This is a genomic window from Actinomadura sp. NBRC 104425, from assembly GCF_030269545.1.
Classification (GTDB): domain Bacteria; phylum Actinomycetota; class Actinomycetes; order Streptosporangiales; family Streptosporangiaceae; genus Spirillospora; species Spirillospora keratinilytica.
The window spans coordinates 108,089-127,505 of record NZ_BSTN01000018.1; the positions used below are offsets into that span (position 1 = coordinate 108,089).

General features: G+C 73.2%; 15 protein-coding genes. 3 read left to right on the top strand and 12 right to left on the bottom strand.

From position 1 onward, the window contains the following. Window positions 1-236 precede the first annotated feature (236 nt). Window positions 237-1,139 (bottom strand): mycothiol synthase, encoded by a 903-nt coding sequence (gene mshD, locus QSK22_RS24145; protein WP_285496624.1) that lies wholly within the window; start codon window positions 1,137-1,139, stop codon window positions 237-239. Window positions 1,140-1,260: 121 nt separating this feature from the next. On the opposite strand from mshD, the gene QSK22_RS24150 reads away from it, so the two are divergent. Further along, window positions 1,261-2,943 (top strand): bifunctional metallophosphatase/5'-nucleotidase, encoded by a 1,683-nt coding sequence (locus QSK22_RS24150; protein WP_285496625.1) that lies wholly within the window; start codon window positions 1,261-1,263, stop codon window positions 2,941-2,943. A 66-nt stretch (window positions 2,944-3,009) separates the two neighbouring features. Here QSK22_RS24150 and QSK22_RS24155 read toward each other — a convergent pair whose 3' ends face one another. From QSK22_RS24155 to QSK22_RS24175, 5 genes are all read right to left on the bottom strand, one after another. Beyond that, window positions 3,010-4,035, bottom strand: a complete 1,026-nt coding sequence (locus QSK22_RS24155; protein ID WP_285496649.1) for an inorganic phosphate transporter — start codon at window positions 4,033-4,035, stop codon at window positions 3,010-3,012. Between the two features lie 152 nt (window positions 4,036-4,187). After that, window positions 4,188-4,805 carry a DUF47 domain-containing protein gene (locus QSK22_RS24160; protein WP_285496626.1) on the bottom strand — a complete coding sequence of 206 codons (618 nt, stop codon included), beginning with the start codon at window positions 4,803-4,805 and terminating at the stop codon, window positions 4,188-4,190. Window positions 4,806-5,220: 415 nt separating this feature from the next. Continuing rightward, complete coding sequence (locus tag QSK22_RS24165) at window positions 5,221-5,406, bottom strand: hypothetical protein (RefSeq protein WP_285496627.1); 186 nt, start codon at window positions 5,404-5,406, stop codon at window positions 5,221-5,223. A 266-nt stretch (window positions 5,407-5,672) separates the two neighbouring features. Beyond that, complete coding sequence (locus QSK22_RS24170; RefSeq protein WP_285496628.1) at window positions 5,673-9,665, bottom strand: AAA family ATPase; 3,993 nt, start codon at window positions 9,663-9,665, stop codon at window positions 5,673-5,675. Window positions 9,666-9,868: 203 nt separating this feature from the next. Then, window positions 9,869-10,390 (bottom strand): gamma carbonic anhydrase family protein, encoded by a 522-nt coding sequence (locus tag QSK22_RS24175; RefSeq protein ID WP_285496629.1) that lies wholly within the window; start codon window positions 10,388-10,390, stop codon window positions 9,869-9,871. Between the two features lie 291 nt (window positions 10,391-10,681). Here QSK22_RS24175 and QSK22_RS24180 point away from each other — a divergent pair, with 291 nt between their 5' ends. Next, window positions 10,682-11,782, top strand: a complete 1,101-nt coding sequence (locus QSK22_RS24180; protein ID WP_285496630.1) for a DivIVA domain-containing protein — start codon at window positions 10,682-10,684, stop codon at window positions 11,780-11,782. Between the two features lie 111 nt (window positions 11,783-11,893). After that, complete coding sequence (def, locus tag QSK22_RS24185) at window positions 11,894-12,457, top strand: peptide deformylase (protein ID WP_285496631.1); 564 nt, start codon at window positions 11,894-11,896, stop codon at window positions 12,455-12,457. Between the two features lie 27 nt (window positions 12,458-12,484). On the opposite strand, the gene arfB is transcribed toward def, so the two are convergent. The 6 genes from arfB to QSK22_RS24215 all read right to left on the bottom strand — a co-directional run bounded on the left by arfB (window position 12,485) and on the right by QSK22_RS24215 (window position 18,894). Beyond that, the gene (gene arfB, locus QSK22_RS24190; protein ID WP_285496632.1) at window positions 12,485-12,910 is read right to left on the bottom strand and encodes an alternative ribosome rescue aminoacyl-tRNA hydrolase ArfB; all 426 of its coding nucleotides are present in this window, start codon (window positions 12,908-12,910) and stop codon (window positions 12,485-12,487) included. Between the two features lie 251 nt (window positions 12,911-13,161). Next, entirely contained in the window at window positions 13,162-14,301 is a 1,140-nt protein-coding gene (locus QSK22_RS24195; RefSeq protein WP_285496633.1) for a S1C family serine protease, read from the bottom strand. A 448-nt stretch (window positions 14,302-14,749) separates the two neighbouring features. Next, on the bottom strand, window positions 14,750-16,435 hold the full coding sequence (locus QSK22_RS24200) for a sensor histidine kinase (RefSeq protein ID WP_285496634.1): 1,686 nt from the start codon (window positions 16,433-16,435) through the stop codon (window positions 14,750-14,752). A gap of 5 nt (window positions 16,436-16,440) precedes the next feature. Continuing rightward, window positions 16,441-17,181 (bottom strand): response regulator transcription factor, encoded by a 741-nt coding sequence (locus QSK22_RS24205; protein ID WP_285496635.1) that lies wholly within the window; start codon window positions 17,179-17,181, stop codon window positions 16,441-16,443. Window positions 17,182-17,348: 167 nt separating this feature from the next. Next, the gene (locus tag QSK22_RS24210; RefSeq protein WP_285496636.1) at window positions 17,349-18,113 is read right to left on the bottom strand and encodes a crotonase/enoyl-CoA hydratase family protein; all 765 of its coding nucleotides are present in this window, start codon (window positions 18,111-18,113) and stop codon (window positions 17,349-17,351) included. A gap of 7 nt (window positions 18,114-18,120) precedes the next feature. After that, window positions 18,121-18,894: an SDR family NAD(P)-dependent oxidoreductase gene (locus tag QSK22_RS24215; RefSeq protein WP_285496637.1), complete on the bottom strand. Its 774-nt coding sequence runs from the start codon at window positions 18,892-18,894 to the stop codon at window positions 18,121-18,123. Window positions 18,895-19,417: the final 523 nt, after the last annotated feature.

Consider the following 19,417-nt stretch of genomic DNA (forward strand, 5'->3'; position numbering starts at 1 on the left):
ACCCGACCAACCCACCCCGTCCGACAGCCGGGTCCGGCGGTCTGTCTGGGCTCATGGGGTCACCGTCGGGTGAGAAGTTAGGCAGAGGAGGTGACCAACCCCCCTGGAGAAGGTGAACGGAGGGTGAACCAGGTCAGGCAACGTCAAAAAGACTGTCTCGCCTAGGTATGGACAGCGGGTTAACATCGCAGGTTACGTTCGGCCGCGGCGGCGGGCCCCGTGCCGTAAGGGACGCCTTATGCGCCGGGCTGTGCGACGCCGTACATGACGTCGACGGCGCGACGGGTGAAGCCGAGCGACTCATACAGCCGCACCGCCGCCGTGTTGGCCTCGTCGACGTACAGCATGATCTCGGGAACGCCGCGTTCCCGCAGGTGGTGCAGGCCCGCCAGGGTGAGGGCGCGGCCGAGGCCGAGGCCCTGCGCGGCGGGGTCGACGCCCACGACGTACACCTCGCCGACGCCGTCCGGGTGGATCTTCGTCCAGTGGAATCCGGCGAGCGCGCCGCCGCGCTCGGCCAGGAAGAAGCCGGCCGGGTCGAACCACGGCTCGCGCTCGCGCTGGAGCACGTCGTCCAGCGTCCAGGCGCCCTGCTCGGGGTGGTCGGCGAAGGCGCGGGCGTTCACCCGCAGCCAGTCCCGCTCGTCGCGGCCGGGCTGGAACGTGCGCAGCCGCACGCCCTCGGCCAGGCGCGGCTCGGGCAGCGGGTCGGCGGCGGGGCGGCGCATCTGGAACAGCGCGCGCACCCGCGCCAGGCCCTCGGACCGGGCCAGGGCCGCCGCGGCGGGCAGGTCGCCGTGGGCCCACACGCGCAGTCCGTCGCCGGCCTCCCGGCACAGCGCCCGCAGCAGCGCCCGGCCGTGGCCGCGCCGCCGGTGGTCCGGGTGGACGACCAGTTCGGCGGACGCCTGCTCCTCGTCGGTGGCCGGGTCCAGGTGCGCGTAGGCGACGACGGCGCCGGAGGCCGTGACCGTCAAGGCGCGCGACCGGCCCGGGCCTTCGTGAGCGCGGCGCAGCCACAGGCGCGCGTGCTCGGACAGCGGCCCCACGCCGTCGTGCTTTTCGGCCGCGGCCACCAGCGCCGCGACCTCGGCAATCTCCGGTTCCGAAAGCGTCCGCCGCACCGCCACACCGCTCATGATCACAGGTTATGCGGCATACGGGATGGTCCGGCCGGGCACCCCCGCCCTGACGAAACCGTCACGCAAACGTCATTGGGGTTGCCTATGCCCGTTCGTCCGGCTGGCTTACGGTGCCCGCATGATCAGACGACGAATCACCCTGGCCTGCGCACTGGCGGGCCTGGCCGTGGGCGTGGCGGCGCAGCCCGCCGCAGCCACCGGCCCGCACGGCCCCACGGCCCCGGTGCGGCTGCTCGCGCTCAACGACTTCCACGGCAACCTGGAGCCGCCCTCGGGGAGCTCGGGCACGGCGGTGGACGAGCACGGCGCGTCCGTCCCCGCGGGCGGCGCCGCGTACGTCGCCACGCACCTCAAGCGCCTGGCCGACCGCAACACCGTCACCGTCGCGCAGGGCGATCTGATCGGCGCCTCTCCGCTGCTGTCGGCCGCCTACCACGACGAGCCGTCGGTGGAGTTCCTCGGCAAGGTCGGCGTGACCGCCTCGGCCGTCGGCAACCACGAGTTCGACGAGGGCTACCAGGAGCTGCTGCGCATCCAGAACGGCGGCTGCCACCCCGTCGACGGCTGCTCGCCCGCGGGCCGGTGGAAGGGCGCCAAGTACGACTACCTCGGCGCCAACGTGCTGTCGGAGAAGACGAACAAGCCCGCGATCAGGCCGTGGACGATCCGCAAGATCAACGGGGTGAAGGTCGGGTTCATCGGCGTGGTCACCAAGACCACCCCGACGATCGTCACCTCGTCCGGCATCCAGGGGCTGCGGTTCGACGACGAGGTGGCCGCCGCCAACCGGGCCGCGGCCGAGCTCAAGCGCCGCGGCGTGCGCGCCATGGCGCTGCTCGTCCACGAGGGCGACCAGGTGCCGTCCGGGCAGCGGCCCGACTCCTGCGACGTGGTGGCCGGCGCCGGCACCCGCATCGCCCGCGACGCCGACCCCGAGATCGACGTCGTCCTGGCCGGGCACACCCACCAGCAGTACGTGTGCAAGATCGCCGACCCCAAGGGCCGGCCGCGGCTGTACTCCTCGGGCTCGTCGTTCGGCCGGGTGATCACCCAGGTCGACTTCCGCGTCGACCGGCGCACCGGCGACGTGGTCCGCTCCACGCTGAAGGGCGACAACCACGTCGTCACCCGGGACGTGCCGCCCGACCCCGGGATCAACCGGTTCGTCGAGACCTGGAAGGAGCGGGTGGCGGAGGTCGCCGACAAGCCGATCGGACGGATCACCGCCGACCTCACCCGCACGCCGTCCCCGGCCGGGGAGACCGCCCTGGGCGACGTGATCGCCGACGCGCAGCTGGCGGCGATGCGGGACCAGGGCGCCCAGATCGCGGTGATGAACCCGGGCGGGGTGCGCGCGGACCTCACCTATGCCGCCTCCGGCTCGGAGGGCGACGGCGTGGTGACCTATGGCGAGGCGTTCGCCGTGCAGCCGTTCAACAACGTCGTGGGCGTGGCGTCGCTGACCGGCGCGCAGCTGGACGCGCTGCTGGAGCAGCAGTGGACGTCGGCGGGCGAGAAGATCCTGCAGCCGTCGTCGACGCTGCACTTCACCATCGACCGGTCCAAGCCGGTCGGCGACCGCGTCTCCGACATCACGGTGGACGGGCAGCCGGTGGACCCGGCGGCGACCTACAAGGTGGCGGCCAACAACTTCCTGCTCGGCGGCGGCGACGGCTTCACCGTCTTCACCGAGGACAGCAGCCCCGTGCTCGGCCCCATCGACCTGGACGCCTTCCAGAAGTACCTGGAGAACAACTCGCCCATCTCACCGCCCGCGCTGGACCGCATCTCCGGCCAGTGAGCCGGACGGGCGGGGCCGCCCGGTACCGGGCGGCCCCGCCCGCGACAGGCGTGGCGGCGCCGCGGATCAGGCGCCGAAGAAGTGGACGAGCCAGTAGACGACGGCGGCCACGGCGGCGGCCATCGGCATGGTGAGCACCCAGGCGGCGACGATGTTGCCCGCCACGCCCCAGCGGACCGCCGACAGGCGCTTGGTGGCACCCACCCCCATGATCGCCGAGGTGATCGTGTGGGTGGTGGAGATTGGAGCGTGCCAGATGTAGGCGGTCGCGTAAAGGATCATTGAGGCCGTCGCTTCGGCGGCGAACCCCTTGGGCGGGTCCAGTTCGATCACCTTGCGGCCCAGCGTCCGCATGATCCGCCAGCCGCCCGCGTACGTGCCCAGCGACAGCGCCCCCGCACACGAGACGATCACCCACAGCGGCACCGTGCCGCCGGTGGGGTGCCCGGTGGTGACCAGCGCGAGCACGATGATGCCCATGGTCTTCTGGGCGTCCTGCAGGCCGTGCCCGAGCGCCATCGACGCCGCCGACAGCGACTGGGCGACGCGGAAGCGGCGCCCCACCCGGCTGGGGTGCGCCCGCCGGAACATCCACAGGATCGCCACCATCACCAGGTACGCCAGGCAGAACCCGACGACCGGCGACACCACCATCGGGACGGCGACCTTCTCGACGACGCTGCTCCAGTTCACCGAGGACGCCGAGGCCAGCCCGGCGCCCACCACGCCGCCGATGAGGGCGTGCGAGGACGACGACGGCAACCCGAAGTACCAGGTGATCAGGTTCCAGGTGATCGCGCCGAGCACCCCGGCGGCGACCACGGTGAGGCCGTGCAGGCCGGTCGGCGGGGTGATGACCTCGCTGACGGTCTTGGCGACCTCCACGCCCAGCAGCGCGCCGAGCATGTTCATGACCGCGGCCATCAGCAGCGCGGCCCGCGGCGTCAGCGCCCGCGTCGACACGGAGGTGGCGATGGCATTGGCCGCGTCGTGGAACCCGTTGGTGTAGTCGAAGACCAGCGCGACGGCCACGACCAGCACCAGCACCGCCGTCTGGGCGTCCTGGCGCAGCCCGAGCGCCCCGGCCAGCATTACCGCGACGATTCCGACCGGCAGCACCAGCCAGAATCTGCGCGGCCCCCGGCGCGCCTGCTCGGCCAGCGTCGGCGCGGCCCCCGGCGCGGTGTCCTTGGCGTCCTTGGCGTCCTTGGCGGCCAGCGTCGCCCCCGGATTGCCGGCCGCGCTCATGATTCTTTGACCGCGATGGTCTCGACGGTGTTGGCCACGTGTTCGAAGGCGTCGGCCGCCTCCTCCAGCCGGTCGATGACCTCCTTCAGCTTCATCACCGTCATCAGGTCGTACTCGCCGCCGAACAGGGTGGCCAGCAGCTTGCGGTAGACCTGGTCGCCCTGGTTCTCCAGCCGGTTGATCTCGATCCAGTACTCGTTGAGCTCCTTCATCGAGCGCAGCCGCGGCATCGCCTCGGCGGTCAGCTCGGCGGCCCGCTCCAAAACCTCGACCATGTGCACGATGCCCTTGGGCAGCTCGTCGAGCTGGTAGAGGACGACGAGGTCGGCCGCCTCCTCCATGGCGTCCATCACATCGTCGATGGTGGAGGCCAGCCGGTAGATGTCCTCGCGGTCGAACGGCGTGATGAACGTTTCGTTCAACCTGCGCATGATCGCGTGAGTACACTCGTCGCCCGCGTGCTCGCAGGCGCGCAGCTTCTCCGCGATCGCTTCCCGGTCGGCGCCGTCGCTGATGAGCTCCACGAGCAGCCTGGCGCCGGTGACCAGGTTGTTCGCCGAGTCGGCGAACATGTCGTAGAAGCTGTCCTCACGCGGCGTGAGACGCAAGCGCACGTCGTACTCCTGAAGTGCCGGAACGGTCCGCAGAGGATCGTAGGGGCAACCAGCTGTAAAAAGAACCTTTGCCCCTCCTTCGGCTGCCGGTCCCCATCCTCTCACTTAGAAGATGCCCGAGATCAAGAGGTGCACACTCCGGTCATAGCCCGCGATCTGGGCGGATGCGCCGCCGCGGCGGGCGGAGGGCGGGCGGCGAAGGGGCGGCCGCACGGGGCCGCGGACAGCGCGTGAGATTCGTTACAGCCCGCTTCCGGCCATGCCCGGGGCGTTCGCGCGGCGGCCTGCCGGGCGTCCGGACGGGCCGTCCGGGGCCCGAAGCGCAGGTCCGAGGGGCGCCGGACACAGATGTGCCGGGGGACGCTTGCGCGTTCCCCCGGCACATCCCGGTCTCCGGTAGCCGGTCCCGAGCCGGCTAGTCCCGTGGCGTCAGATCGCGACGACCGTTTCCGTCGGGACGCACGCCGAGCACCACGTCGATCTCAGCGAGCGACAGCGGCCCCTCGGCCGCCGCGACCGCGCTGAGCATCTCGGCGTAGAGCTCGATCTCGTCCAGCGCGACACGGTCGTGGACGCGCAGGTCCACATCCTGCTGGCGCACCGCGTCCACCTCCGTTCGTTCCCCGCACCCAAACTCGAGGCTACGCGTCCGACCCCCGGCGGCACATGACCCAAGCGGGCCATTCGGGGGTCACTCTCATTGCCCGGTCTTCCCGTGCGCCGTGGGGATGATGCGTGCCATGTCCGACCTAGTCCGCCCATGGTCATACATGACCCGCCAGTAGCATCCGCCCCCACCGGACCGGACACATCACGCCATACTTATATAGATCGGACGGGGGTCGACGGGGCGTAATGACCGCATGGTCACTGGCCGGGGCGCAGCTCGCCCATCATCTGCTGCAGCGGCGACTCGGGCAGGTCGCGGACGCTCAGCCGGGCCACGGTCGCGGCGTTGACGTCCACGCCCGCCAGCCGCGCCGCCTGCCGCGCCACGGTCTGCTCGAACAGCTCGCGGACGGTGCGGGCGTAGGCGAACGAGCGGTCCTGGCGCATCCGGCCCAAACGCGTCAGCAGTTCGACGCGCAGCTCCTCGTCCAGCACGTACAGGTCGCGTTCGGCGTAGTCCTGGAACAGCCGCACCAGGTCGCGGTCGTCCATGCCGGAGAACTCCACGACCCGCCCGAACCGGCCGCGGAACGCCGGATTGCCCGCCAGGAAGCCCTCCATCTCCGCCGCCGGACTGGAGCAGACCACCATGAACCGGTCGCCGCGCTCGGCCATGCAGCGCATCAGCTCGTTGACCACGGCGGGGGTGCGGTCCAGCCGGTAGGCCTCCTGGATCAGCAGGACGCCGCCCATGGCCTGGTCCACCATGGCGTGCACGCGGTTCTCGGCGTCGACCGCGTCGCGTCCGGCCAGGTGCACCGGGCGGCAGGCCACCACGTGCCCGGCGTCCAGCAGCCCCAGCGCGGCGTACATCCCGCCGACCAGCCCGGCCACGGTGGTCTTGCCGGTGCCGGGCGGGCCCACGAAGATCAGGTTGCGGTCGGCCTTGGCGCGCAGCCCGTGCCGCACCCGCTCGGCCTCGACTTCGGCCTCCTCCAGCAGCTCCCGGACGGCGGCCTTGACCTCCTCCAGCCCGTACAGGCCGTCCAGCCGCTCCAGGTAGCCGTCGACGTCGCCGGGCGGGCGCAGCGCGGGCTCGATGCCCTCGGCGACGCCCTCGAAGTCCTCGGGGGTGAGCACCAGGCGGTCGCGGGAGGCGCTGCCCGCCCGCTCCAGGTGCCGCTGGCACGCCTGGTCGAGATAGGCCTCCACCAGGCGGGCGTTGACCAGGTCGCCGGGCCCGCGCAGGCGGTCCAGGTCCGCCTGCACGACCTCCAGCGCGGCGGGCGGCAGCGTGACGCGCCGCTCCGCGGCCAGCACGTGCAGCAGCGTCATGCGCCGGTCCAGGTCGGTCAGGTCGGGCATGCGGAAGACCCGGAACAGCTGGACCAGCTTGGGGTGATCCTCGCGCAGGCGGCGGAACGCGCGGGGGTCGCAGGTGGCGATCAGCACCGTGTCCGCGGCCGGGCTGAGCCGGGCCCGGCGCACCGCGTCGACGACCGCCTTCGGGTCGGGGGCGGAGTCGATGGCGACGTCGAGCCGTTCGAACAGGATCGTCGGGCCCTGCCTGGTGAGGATGTGCGCGGTGCGCTCGGCGGGGGCGGCGCGCACGTCCTCGGCGTCCACCGCGCGGATGGCGCCGTCGCCCAGGCCGGCCTCGGCGAGGGTCAGGGCGATCAGCCGGGCCAGGCGCCGCTGGCCGGTGTGCGGGCTGCCCACCAGCAGCACGCTGGGCACGCCGGGGCCGGACGCCGCTCCGCCGTCCACCCGGGTCAGGCCCGACGTCGACTCCCGCCGCGACGGCCTGTCGATGCGCGTCATGGGAGCGGCCGCACCGCCGCCCGGGCGGTCCACGCGGGTGGCCTCCATGTCCGACCCGGCGGGGGCGTTCCACTCCTCGGCCTGGGCGCGCAGCTCGTCGAGCAGCTCGGCGGCGTCCTGCGCCCCGGACACGAAGCTGATGCCGTACCGCTCCAGGACGCGCCGGTCCTCCTCCGGGACGCGCGGCGGCGGGATCTCGTGGACGGGCCGGTCGGGGGCGGGCGTGTCCTCCAGGAAGTCGAAGCTTCCGATCATGGTCTCGGACATGACCCGGGTGCCGGGACCGCCGGTCTCCGCCCCGGACGGCCGCGCCGGCTGCTGGGGCTGCTCGCCCTGCTCGTCCAGGCCCTGCAGGTCCTCGCCGGTGAACACGCGCGTGCGCGGCGGGTTCTGCTGCGTCGGCTGCTGCTGCGCTGGCTGCTGCTGGGCGGGCGGTTCGGGTTGCGGGGGCTGGGCGGGGACGGGCGGCACAGGCGGCCCCTGGGCGGCCCCGGGTGGCGTCGCGGCGGGCGCTCCGGGGCGCTGGAAGCCGAGCGCGGTGTACGGCGGGGCGGCGTTCTCCGCCTGCTGCTCCTCTTCCGCCGGTTGCGGATGCTGCGGAGGCTGGATCTGCGGCGCCTGCCCCTGGGCGGGCCGGCCCTGCGGTGCCTGGGGCTGGGCGGGGTGGGGCGCCCGGTACGGATCCGGTACGCCGGGGGCGGGCATGTCGTAGACGGCGGCCGCGTCCCCCGGCGAGACCCCCGGGCCGTGCGGCGCGGCAGGGCTCGCCTGGCCCGGCGTGCCCGGACGCTGGAAGCCGAGCTCGGTGTAGGGCGGGGACACGCTGTCGGGCTCGGTGTCGTCCTCGGAAGCCGAGACCGGCGGCTCGACCGACGCGTACGGCATGTCCGGCGCCGGTGCCGGCATCCGGCCCAGGTCGCGCCGTTCCCTGCGGTCGGCGTCCGCGGGGGGCTGCACGAACGGCCGGTCGGGCCCGCTCACTCCGCCCGGGGAACCGGACGCCGCACCCGGCGGCAGCCCCGGCTGCCCCTGCGCGCCCACGGGGCCGAACGACGGCGCCCTGAACGACGGGTCGGGGGACGGCTGCGCCGGGGACGCGGACGACGAAGGCGACATCGTCGCCGCCGACGCCGTGGCGCGCACGCGATGCCGTCCGATGATCTTGGCGATGACGGCGTTCGGCACGGGGAACCCGCGGGGACGCGCGGGCATCCCCCCGGCCAGCCTGCACCACGCCAGGTCCAGCGCGTACACGGCCGCCAGCAGGGTCTCGGCGTCGTCGCCCCGGGAGATCGCCGAGCGGAGCGGCTCGGGCAGGCGCAGGTCCTCCGGCCACAGGCGCCGCAGCGGGTGGCCCTGCTGGTCGAGCACCGCCTGCACGGTGTACCGGATCTCCGGGTCCAGCCAGGGGACGATGCTTGCGGCCACGTCCCTGCGCACCACGTTCAGGTCGGCGGCCAGCAGCGCGGCGGCCACCAGACGCGGCTCGACGTAGGCGGGGTCGGCGTGCTGCCCGGACAGCCTCCCCACCACCTCGGCCAGGGTGTAGAAGGCGTGGCGGAAGTTGTCCCCCGGGGAGCTCTCGTCGCGCAGGGCGGGCACCAGGTTCGGGGGGCAGCGGGTCAGCCACTGCTGGACGAGGGCCTGATCGCCGTACGGCAGCACGTCGTAGTCGACCGTGGGGTTGCTGAGCGTCACCCCGAGGATGGCCAGCAGCGCGTCGGCGCGCGCCCGGAAGCGGACGTCCTCGCGCAGGGCGCTCGCCACCGCCCACATGGTGCGCAGGACGACGACGGCGGCGTCCACGCGGCTGGCACGGAGCCGTTCGGCGTACAGCCCCGCCAGCGCCTCCAGCGACGGAGGCGTCAGCCAGCGCGGCCCGTCCACCTTGGGCAGCGGCTTGGCGCGGTAGGGGCGCCACAGGTCGAGCATCTGCTCGTCCATGCGCGCGTCGAAGACGGGGGCGGGCGCGCACCACAGCATCACGCCCCAGGCGGCGACGACCGTGGACGGCGTCTGCGGCGTGAACTGCTGCCACGTGTGCGGGTACTCGCTGACGGGCAGCGCGGCGGCCGACTCCACCGTCGAGCGCATCCGCGACGTCAGGTCGGGCAGCAACGAGCGCCTTACGAAGGGCTGCGCCTCGGGGGCGTCGTAGGAGAAGTCCGGCCCCGCCGGGATGACGTGGGGAGGCAGCGCGGGCACCGGCCCCATCGCCCCGTGCTGGGCCGGGCGCGCCGCCATGCGGACCTGCGGTGAGCGCGGGGGCGGGCACAGGTACCACTGGCCGTCCGAGGGGTGCAGCCGGTACCAGCGTGCCCACGCGCCGAACAGCCAACGGGTGCCGTCCGGGAGCACCAGCACCCGCCCGCTGAGGGCGTGCTGGCGCTGCTGGGGAGGGGCCGACGCCCACCAACCGGCGGCCACCATCGCCTTCGTGTCGTGCTCAGCCGCCGAGAAAGGATCCTGCCCCCTCGGGGGGCTGGGCGGCGGAGCACTGCCATAGCCCGGTCCCCACACCACGCCGTCATCGTAGTCAGCATGACGGGGCCGCTAATCCGGCGATCACCCGAAATGGGCGGCATCGCCTGGTGGGAACGGCCTTGTCGGAGGGGGAACCGGGCGGGGCGGGGTCACTCCCAGGAGGCCTCGCGGTGCCGCCGCGCCTTCTCCATGTAGGTGTCGGGGGTGTACTGCAGGACGAGCCGGTCATCGTCGGTGAGCTCCCGGACGACCTTGCCCGGCACCCCGGCGACCAGGACCCCGGAGGGGATCTTCTTGCCCGGCGGCACCAGCGCCCCGGCCGCGACCAGGGTGCCCGCGCCGATCCGCGCGCCGTTCAGCACGATCGCGCCGATGCCGATGAGCGACCCGGTCTCCACGTGCGCGCCGTGCACCATCGCCTTGTGGCCGAGGCTCACCCGGTCCTCCAGCACGGCGGGCACCCCCGGGTCGGAGTGCAGGCAGCTCAGGTCCTGGATGTTGCACTCGTCCCCGACGATGATCTCCTCGTCGTCGCCGCGCAGCACCGACCCGTACCACACGCTCGACCGGCGCCCGAGCGTCACCTTGCCGACGACCACCGCGCCCGGCGCCACCCACGCCTCGGGGTGGATGCGCGGCGCGTCCTCGCCCAACGAACCCACATAGCTCATGGGGCCGATGCTAGGCCCGCCCCGCGCCGGGGCATGCGCACGGGACGTCTCGGACATATCCGGGTTTTACGGCCGAGCCGCTAACGTGCCGCTGTGGCGCGGGACAAGAAACGGCAGCGAGAACAGGCATTCCGGTTGCGCGAACGGGGTGAGGCACACGAGAGTCAACTCTGACGTTCCCTACCCTTAGCGACGTCCCGCCCACCCTCACGACGCAGTGAGCGACGTAGAAGCCCGTGCAGTCCCCGACCCCGACGGGGTGACACCCCGGCGACGACCCCCCAAGGCACCATGAGCAACGAAGCGGAAATCCTGCCGAACCTCCTCCGTGAGGACAACTTCGAGATCGTCATGCGCGGCTACAACCGCCGCCAGGTCGACGAGTACATCGCGCGCAGCCAGCAGAAGATCCAGGAGCTGGAGGCGCGGCTGGCCCGCGCGCTGGACGACGTCGAGCGCACCCGGCGCGAGATGGCCGAGCTGCGCGAGGCGCGCAAGCCCACCGGCGACGACCTGTCCGACCGGCTCCGCCAGATCATCAACCTGGCCGAGGACGAGGCCAAGGACAAGGTCGCCCAGGCCGAGGCCAAGGGCGCCGAGATCCGCAAGGAGGCCGAGAACGAGTCGCGGCGCATCATCGACGAGGCCCGCGCCCGCGCCGACCGGGACGTGGCCAACGCGCAGGAGAAGGCCGAGCAGGTGCTGGCGTCGGCCAAGAAGGAGGCCGACAGCGTGCTGTCGGCGGCCAAGTCCGAGGCCGAGCAGACGGTCACCAGCGCCCGGCTGGAGGCCGAGCGGACGCTGACCGCCGCCGAGCGCCGCGCCGGCGTGATCAACGAGGGCGCCACCCAGCGGCTCAACCACCTCACCAAGAACCACACCACGGCGCTGCAGCGGCTCACCGAGATCAGCGAGACGCTCAACCGCCTGCTGACGGCCGAGAACGAGGCCGGGCCGCTGGAGAAGATGGTCGAGGACGCGGTCAAGACCTCGACGCCGCAGCGCAAGCAGGCCGCCCCGGCCGCTCAGGCCCAGGCCAAGCCGGCCGCCGCCAAGGCCCCGGCCGCCCCCGCCCCGGCGGCCAAGCCCGCTCAGGCCGCCCCGTCGGCTCCGTCCGCGGCGCAGGCGGGCGGCGCCGGTGCGGGCAAGCACGCCGCCCCGCCCGCGCCGCAGGCCGCGGCCCCCGCGGCGCCGCTGAAGAAGCCCGAGCCCGACTCGCCGGGGGTGGACGCGCCCGCGCCGGCCCAGCCGCAGGGCAAGGCCGTGCCGCAGGTGCCCGCGCCCGGCCCGGCCGACGGCCCCGAGATCGCACGGCCCGGCGGCCCCGGCGCCCAGCACGGCCAGGGTCCGGTGCCGCCCCAGGCGGGCCGCGGCCCGCTCGACCCGAGCTGAGGCGTACCGGGTCCGGGCGTTCGGGACGCGACGCACGTCCCGTTTCGCATGCGCGAGCGGCGCTCCGCCACCTCGGGCGGAGCGCCGCTCGCGCTTTGTAGCATCACGGTCATGAGCAAGGCGGACGACACGCGTGGCGCACGGCGCCGCGGGCGCGGCGACGGCGGGCGGGGCACCGTCCGACCGATCCGGCGGCTCGGCGACCCGGTGCTGCGGACCGAATGCGACCCGGTGCGGACGTTCGACGCCGCGCTGCGCCGACTCGTCGACGACATGTTCGCCACGATGTACGAGGCGGACGGCGCGGGTCTGGCGGCCAACCAGATCGGCGTCGCGCAGCAGATCTTCGTCTACGACTGCCTCGACGACCGCGACCGCCGCCATGTCGGCCACGTGATCAACCCGGTGCTGGTGGCGGCGGACGGCGACACGCTGGTGGAGCCGGAGGGCTGCCTGTCGCTGCCCGGCCTGCGGTTCGACACCCCCCGGTGCGGCCACGCCGTGGTGGAGGGCGTCGACGTCAAGGGCAGGCCGATCCGCGTGGAGGGCACCGGCTACTTCGCGCGCTGCCTGCAGCACGAGTACGGCCACCTGCAGGGCCAGGTCTACATCGACACGCTGTCGGGCGAGGAGCGCCGGGAGGCCATGCGCGCCATCCGCGCGGCGTCCGCATAGCCGCGGGCGGCCCCGCGGACTTGCAGATCAGTACCAGCGGGCCGCACGCTGCCGTTTGATCTCTGAGCGGCGGCGCTTGTCCTGCAGGCGGCGTTCGTTGATGGCACGCGGGATCTTCTTGGGGATGCGCTTTTTGGGCGGCGGCGCGGTGGCCTCGGCGAGCAGGGCGGCCAGACGGGCCTTGGCGGCCTCCCGGTTGCGCCGCTGGGAGCGGTGCTCCTCGGCGCGGATGGTGAGCACGCCGCGCACGAGGCGTCCGGCCAGCCGGTCCAGCGCCCGGCGCCGCAGCGTCTCGGGGATGGACGGCGAGCCCGCCACGTCGAACGACAGCTCGACCGCGGTGGCGCTGGTGTTGACGTGCTGCCCGCCCGGCCCGGAGGCGCGGGAGAAGCGCCAGGCGAGCTCGGACTCCGGCACGGAGAACGAGTCGCGGACGCGGATCTGCTCGGGCATGCGCCCGATTATCCCTGCTTGTCCGGGCCCATGTCGTCTCGTTTTCCGCGCCCCCACGGCCGCCGCCTGCGGCGACTCCCCCGCGTCCACTGCCGGAGGACGGCGCAGGCATCGGCCACACGGCGACACGGCCGTGTGATTCCGACCCCCACCGGAATCACACGGCCGTGTCCCCCAGGCCGCGCCGCCACCGGACCCGAACCCCCTAGACGAACCCGGCGCGGCGCGGCGGCTCTCCCCCTACTGACCGGTCAGGCTCCGCTGCCGGCCAGGATCTTGTCGGCGATCTCCTTGGCCTCGTTGATCGGGATGGCGAACCCGACGCCGATGCTCCCCGAGCTGCTGCCGGACGTGGCGATCGCGGTGTTGATGCCCACCACCTGCCCGGCCGCGTTGGCCAGCGCGCCCCCGGAGTTGCCGGGGTTGATGGCCGCGTCGGTCTGGATCGCGTTCTCGATCACCTTGGTCTCCTGCTGGGACAGCCGGCCCTGCAGGTAGGGCGGCAGCCCCTCCTGCTCCTGCGAGCCGCCCTCCTCGATCTTGCGGCCGAGGGCGCTGACGATCCCGGAGGTCACCGAGCCGTCCAGGCCCAGCGGGCTGCCCACGGCCAGCACCGGGTCGCCGACGGCCAGGGCGTCGCTGTCGCCGAGCGTGGCGGGCTTGAGCCCGGAGACCCCCTCGGCCTTGATCAGCGCGATGTCGTGGGTGGAGTCGGCGCCCAGCAGCCGCGCCGAGGCGGTCTTGCCGTCGCTGAACTTCACCGCGATCTGGGCGCCGTCCTCCACGACGTGCGCGTTGGTCAGGATGACGCCGTCCGACCGCAGGATGACACCGGACCCGCTGGCGGTCTCCCCCGTGGCGCCCTGCACCTGCAGGGACACCACGCTCGGCTGCACGGCCGCGGCCGTCTTGGCCGTCGTCGTCGCGTTCTTGGTGGACGCGCCGGACACCGCGGTGGGGCTGGAGTACACCGTCTCGCCGCCACCGGACACGGCCAGCGCGGTGACCGCCCCCGTGGCGCCCGCGCCCAGCGCCAGCGCCACGGCCGCCCCGAGCGCCGCGATCCTGCGGCGCGCCGTCCACCAGAGCCCGCCCGAGGGGCCCGCGGGCTCCGCCGGCGGGTGCGCCATCGCGGGCATGCCCGGCGCGGGCGGCGCGAAGTGCGGCATCCGCCACTGCGGCTGCGGCCCGGTGTACGGCCCGGCCTGCGGGCCGTCCTGAAAGCCTTGCTGGGGCTGCGGATGCGGTCCGGTCGCGGCGGCGCCGTGCGGGTCGTGCCGCGGGCCCGCCTGGTCGTCCCGCTGCGGGTCGGTCTGGTGACCGGGCTGCGGCTGCGGGGTCGGCTGCCGCCGCTCCCCGTACGGAGCGAAGTCCGGCTGATCGGCGCTCATCTCATCCCCCTGTCGTTCACTTGCCTACGATGATGCGCCACCGTGCTGTAATGTCCCTGAGGCCAACCTGAAAGTCCCCTGAAAACAAATCCGGCCCCTTTGTTTTCGATCATGGGAAACCGCGACCGGGAATCGGAGCGGGGGGGACTTTGCTACGATTCCCGGCCGCGGCAGCGCTTGGCCAGGGCGCACGCCTCCGCCGGCGGGCCCATGCCCCGGAGGGCGCCCTGTACCAGCCAGCGAACCGCACATACCTGAAAGCTTCCTGAATCGCGCCTAAAACTTCGCCGAGGACCGGTACCTGCTCCCTCTGCCGAGCGAATCAGCGCAGCTCGAACAGCGCAGCTCGAACAGCGCAGACCGAAACAGCGCAGGTCGAATCACGTGCCGGACGAAACAACCGCCATGCGAATCGGCGCGGCAAGGATCGGTTCGGCGCGGCAGGGGTTCAGTCCGGGGCCAGCGGCAGCAGCACCCGGAACACCGCGCCCTCCCCCGGCTCGGAGTCCACTTCCACCGCCCCGTCGTGCGCGGCCACCAGCGCCGCCACGATCGCCAGGCCGAGGCCGGTCCCGGACTGCTTGCTGCTGCGGGTCTGCGGGCCGCGCGCCGGATCGACCCGGTAGAAGCGCTCGAACACCCGCTCGGCCTGCTCGCGGGTCAGGCCCGGTCCCTCGTCGGCGACCTCCAGCACGGCCGCGGGCGCGTCGCGCAGCGTGCCCGGACGCAGCCGCACCTCCACCGGCGTGCCGGCGGGCGTGTGCGTGACGGCGTTGGCGAGCAGGTTGCCCAGCACCTGGCGCAGCCGCGCCTCGTCCCCGATCACCTGGAACGCCACCTCGCCGCTGACCGACAGCTCGATCTCGCGGTCGGGGGCGACCATCCGGGTCTCCTGGACGGTGTCGGCGGCCACGGCCAGCAGGTCCACCGGGCGCCGCTCGATGGGCCGCTGCCGGTCCAGCCGCGCGAGCAGCAGCAGGTCCTCCACCAGCAGGCCCATCCGGGACGCGGTGTTCTCGATGCGGCCGATCAGCCGGTCCAGCTCGTCCGGCGAACGCGCCGCGCCCTGCCGGTAGAACTCGGCGAACCCGCGGATCGCCGTCAGCGGGGTGCGCAGCTCGTGGCTGGCGTCGGCGACGAACCGCCGCATCCGCTCCTCCGAACGCCGCGCCAGCTCCTCGGACCGGCGCGCGGACGCCTCGGACTCCGCCCGCGCCCGGAACGCCGCCTCGATCTGCGCCAGCATGGTGTTCAGCGCGCTGCCGAGCCGTCCCACCTCGGTGCTCGGGTCGGCGTCCGGCACCCGACGCGACAGATCCCCGGCCGCGATCGCCCCGGCGGTCTGCTCCATCGCCGCCAGCGGGCGCATGCTGGCGCGCACCACCCACACGCCCACGCCCGCCAGCACGCCCACCACCAGGACCCCGACGATCGCGTCGATGGCGATCAGCTGGCCCACGGTGCGCTGCAGCTCGTCCTGGCTGAGCCCGACGACGAGGATCGAACCGCCGGGCAGCGACTCGGCCAGCACCCGCCAGCTCGCCCCCGACCCGCCGCGGCCGGGCACGGTGAACGGCTCGTTCATGCGGCCGTCCAGGTGCGCCGGGAGCCGGGGCGTGCCGCGCTCGCCGAACGCGGCCTCCTCGTCCAGGATCTGCCCGTCGGCGCTGCGCACCTGGGCGTACATCTCGCTGGGCACCCGGATGCCGATGTCGGCCGCGGGACGGCGCAGCTGCGGGACGACCTGCCCGATCGCCTGCTCCACCGCCGCGTTCAGCTGCACGTCCGCCCGGTCGATCAGGTACTCGCGCAGCACGTACACCGAGGCGACGCTCATCACCGTCAGCCCCGCGGTGACCAGCACGAGCATCCCGGCGATGAGCTTGACCCGCAGCGACGTCCGCGCGGACACCGCCCGCAGCCGCGCGGCGATCCGCGCCGCCCACCCGGGGCGCGTCGCGCCGTAGCCGGCTGCGCCGCCGGGAGGGGCGTACCCGAACTGCGCGACGCCGTCCGGGCGGGTGGTTCCGGCCGGCTGGACGGGCTGGGTCGGCGCGGGGGCGCCCGGGTGGGCCGGGCGATGGTCGTCCGGCGGGACGAAGCCGGGGCGCCTCGGTTGGTCCGGCCCTGGCACGCCGATCAGCTCCCGTTGCGGGGCATGCGCAGGACGTAGCCCACACCGCGCAGGGTGTGGATGAGCCGCGGCTCGGTGTTGTCGACCTTGCGCCGCAACGCCGAGACGTAGGACTCGACGATGCCCGCGTCCCCCCGGAAGTCGTAGTTCCACACGTGGTCGAGGATCTGCGCCTTCGACAGCACGCGGCCCGCGTTCGCCATGAAGTAGCGCAGCAGCTTGAACTCGGTCGGGGACAGCTGGATGGGCTTGCCCGCGCGCCACACCTCGTGGCTGTCCTCGTCCAGCTCGATGTCGGCGAACACCATGCGCGGCGTGGGCTCGGGCACGCCGTCGCGCACCCGGCGCAGCACGGCGCGGATGCGCGCGATGACCTCCTCCAGGCTGAACGGCTTGGTGACGTAGTCGTCGCCGCCGATGGTGAGGCCCTTGATGCGGTCCTGAACGGCGTCCCGCGCGGTCAGGAACAGCACCGGGGTGCGGGTGCCGCCCGAGCGCAGCCGCCGCACGACGTCGAACCCGTCGAAGTCCGGCAGCATCACGTCCAGCACGATCAGGTCGGGACGGTGCCGCTGGGCGGCCTGGACGGCGTCCGCCCCGGTGGTGGCGGTGATCACCTCGAAGCCGGTGAAGCGCAGGCTGCCGGCCAGCAGTTCCAGGATGTTCGGCTCGTCCTCCACGACGAGCAGCAGCGCCTCCGGCGCCCGGGCCCCGCCCGCGGCGTTGTTCGGCGTTCGCTCAGCCACTGACACGTCCCCCTCGTCCCATCATTCCAGAGGGTGACAAGCCAACCTGAACGCAACCTGAAAGCACGCTGATCCTTCACCGAGGATGCCCGGCGCGCAGCGAAGACGCCCGGACGGTGCGGGCCGTCCGGGCGTCTCGGCGCGGTTGCGGAAGGGTCAGCGGAGGGTCACTCGCCCTTCCAGACCGGCTTGCGCTTCTCGGCGAAGGCGGCCGGGCCCTCCTGGGCGTCCTTGGAGCCGAAGACGGGCATGACGATCTCGCCCTGCTTGCGCCAGGCCTCCTCCTCGGACCAGTCGGCCGACTCGACGATGATCTTCTTGGTGGCGGCCAGCGCCAGCGGAGCGTTCTCGGCGATCTTCAGCGCCAGCTCCTTGGCGGCGGCCAGGGCCTGGCCCGGCTCGACCAGCCGGTTGACGAACCCCAGCTCGGCCATGCGGTCGGCGGGGTACTTGTCGGCGGTCAGGGCGATCTCCATCGCGATGTGGTACGGGATGCGGCGCGGCAGCCGCAGCAGCCCGCCGCCCGCCGCCACCAGCCCGCGCGACGGCTCGGGCAGCCCGAACTTGGCGTCCCGCGCCGCCACCACCATGTCGCAGGCCAGCGCGACCTCGCAGCCGCCGGCCAGCGCGTAGCCCTCGATCGCGGCGATCAGCGGCTTGGCCGCCGGGCGCTCGACGATGCCGGCGAACCCGCGGCCCTCCACCACCGGGTTGTCCCCGGTGAGGAAGCCCTTGAGGTCCATGCCCGCGCAGAACGTGCCGCCCGCGCCGGTGAGGATGCCGACCGACAGGTCCTTGCGCGAGTCGAGCTCGTCCAGCGCGGCGGCGATGCCCTGGGCGACCGCGCCGTTGACCGCGTTCCTGGCCTCCGGCCGGTTGATGGTGATGACGAGGACGGCACCGTCCTCCTCGGTGAGAACAGCCTCGCTCATGCGTTCCTCACTTCGGCTGGAAGCGGATGCCGCCGTCGAACCGGACGGTCTCGCCGTTCATGTAGTCGTTCTCGATCAGGGCCTTGACCAGGTGCGCGAACTCCGACGGCCGTCCCATGCGCTTGGGGAACGGAACGGGCGCGTACAGCTTGGCCTTGAACGCCTCGGCGGCCTCGCCGGTGCCGTAGATGGGGGTGTCGATGATGCCGGGGCAGATCGTGTTGACCCGCACGCCGATCGCCGACAGGTCGCGGGCGGCGGGCAGCGTCATGCCGACGATGCCGCCCTTGGACGCCGAGTAGGCGACCTGGCCGGTCTGCCCCTCCAGCGCCGCGACCGAGGCGGTGTTGATGACGACGCCGCGCTGGCCGTCCTCGTCGGCCGGGTCGGTCTTGGCGATCGCGGCCGCCCCGATGCGCATCAGGTTGAAGGTGCCGATCAGGTTGACCCGGATGACGGTTTCGAAGGCGCCCAGGTCGTGCGGGCTGCCGTCGCGGGCCACGGTGCGCGCGGCCCAGCCGATGCCGGCGCTGTTGACGATGATGCGCAGAGGCGCGCCGGTGTCGACGGCGGCCTGGACGGCGGCCTGCACCTGGGCCTCGTCGGTCACGTCGGTCTTGACGAACACGCCGCCGATCTCCTCGGCCAGGGCCTTGCCCTTGTCCTCCTGGAGGTCGGCGATGACCACCTTCACGCCGTTGGCGGCCAGCTCCCGGGCGGTGGCCTCGCCGAGGCCGCTCGCACCGCCGGAGATGACGGCGGAAACTCCGTTCAGGTCCATAAGCAGCACCTTACGTCAGGGACCGAATCTGGTTCGGGCCGATGTTACCGAAGGGTCACGCCGCGGGTCATGCTCGGCCCCCGCGGCCGGCCCCGTACCGCACACCCGGCTTGCCGGAACCAGCCCCGCGAGGAGACCAAGAACAAACGCCCCGCGCAACCCCAGCCCTACCCAGACCATCCCAGAGAGATGACACCCGCCCGCCAAGACCCGCGGCCACTGCGCCAACGCCGAGATCACCCCGTCCTATGTCTTCCCCGCGGGGGCTCGCCTGCCGTCCCCCTACCCCAGCGCCCCCTCGCAACAGCGAGACCACCCCGGCCGGCCGCGCCCCGGCCTGCCCCACCAGCGGGCGATCGACGCTTCATCCGGACGGCGCCGGGGCAGGGCGGCGTGTTCGGCGAAGAGCGGGCACTCGCACCGTCCGAGCAGCACACCGCGCGCGCTGGACCGCCGACAGCATTGCCCCCCACCGAGCGTGACGCCCTTCCCGGTGCCCCTGAGCGGCGTGATCGGCGGCGTG